We start from the raw sequence: 1,340 nt of genomic DNA on the forward strand, positions 1-1,340 counted from the left end.
TTACCGGTTTACCACACCAAAAATTGAATAGAGGCAAGAGAGAAACCTTATCTTGCCTCATTTTTTCATTTTAAAACGATCTGCGAAACGCACTCCACATGGGACGAGTTGGTAGACTGGATGTATTTGCAATTTTTAGGGAAAGGGTTGTAGGTGAGAACATGTCGCCTGATTTGTACGTTTGTAGAAACAAGTCCACTGTGGTGTACTTTAGTGGAAACATATCATTCAAAATATTCATTATAGTTTTTCGTCAATCAATTGGTTCAATAATATCTCAAGTTCACTTTCGTCATAAAAGTCTTTGTCACTTATAAACTTCTCTACATCAACCGATCCGTCATCTAAAAATTCAACTTCCCATCGTTGACCTGGAATGGCTATCTCAACCATCATTGCTTCTTCTCTAATTTTATTTAACTGATAATAAATGTTCTTTTCTTCTAATTTATTTAAGAAGCTTAATAAGTTTCCAAGCTCAAGTGTCTCCTGTTTATTTTTAAATGTTTTATCAATTTGTTCTCTATCATAATCCAAAATCCAGTCATTAAATCTTTCATACAGTGGATATAACTTGTTTTTATCTTTCGCAACAAGATCTAATCCGCGATCATCGTATAAATGATAAAGTATCTTTTCATTTGGATGTAACAAATATACTGCTGAAGCTAAACAATTTAATCCACCAAGATCGGCTAAAACAATTTCACGAATGATCGTTTCTTCTGACCAATCGATTTCATCCAATGACCAGTATAATTCATAATGACTTATTTTTTCTCCATCAACTTCATATTCGTTTAACGCTTTTTCAAGAGGGAAGGCTAATTGGAGAGCTTTTACTGTTTTCTTTATCTCCTGCTCACTATAAAGGTCAATTCTTAGCAGCCAATTTTTTGGTGGGAAAGCACGAAAGATAGCTAGTGCTCGTTCGACGGCTTCATTCACATAGACGGGATTAGGATATAATTTCCGCATAAGACCTTTTTTAATATAGACATCGTCTTCTCCACCAATGTCGAAACGAATACCCACTGGTGCTTTATAAAAAATAGGATGTTCAAGAATAGGCATCCCCATTTCTACAATTGTTTTCTGAAATAAATTAAATAAGTTCATTTGTACCCCCTCTTTAACTTGGCCGTATTGTCAAAAGTTTCTAAGTAAAAACTTACGCTTTTGTTGATTTAAAGCTATTTAAGACAAAAAAACTTGCCACCCCCTTAATTTTAGGTTGATAATAAGGTGTAACCGTCAAGTAAAATGACACAGTTTTCGCTAATTAAATTGACACATTTTCATTGCTAAAAATCGTACTTCGATGTTTCATTCTATAGCTA

The 1,340-nt window shown here is 33.7% G+C and carries 1 protein-coding gene; it reads right to left on the reverse strand.

What is annotated here, in order from left to right; translation table 11 throughout:
• Positions 1–240 precede the first annotated feature (240 nt).
• Positions 241–1,119, reverse strand: a complete 879-nt coding sequence (locus HNQ35_RS14005; RefSeq protein WP_170226747.1) for a DUF3885 domain-containing protein — start codon at positions 1,117–1,119, stop codon at positions 241–243.
• Between the last annotated feature and the right edge of the window lie 221 nt (positions 1,120–1,340).

It is taken from the genome of Cerasibacillus quisquiliarum, assembly GCF_014202495.1.
Classification (GTDB): Bacteria; Bacillota; Bacilli; order Bacillales; family Amphibacillaceae; genus Cerasibacillus; species Cerasibacillus quisquiliarum.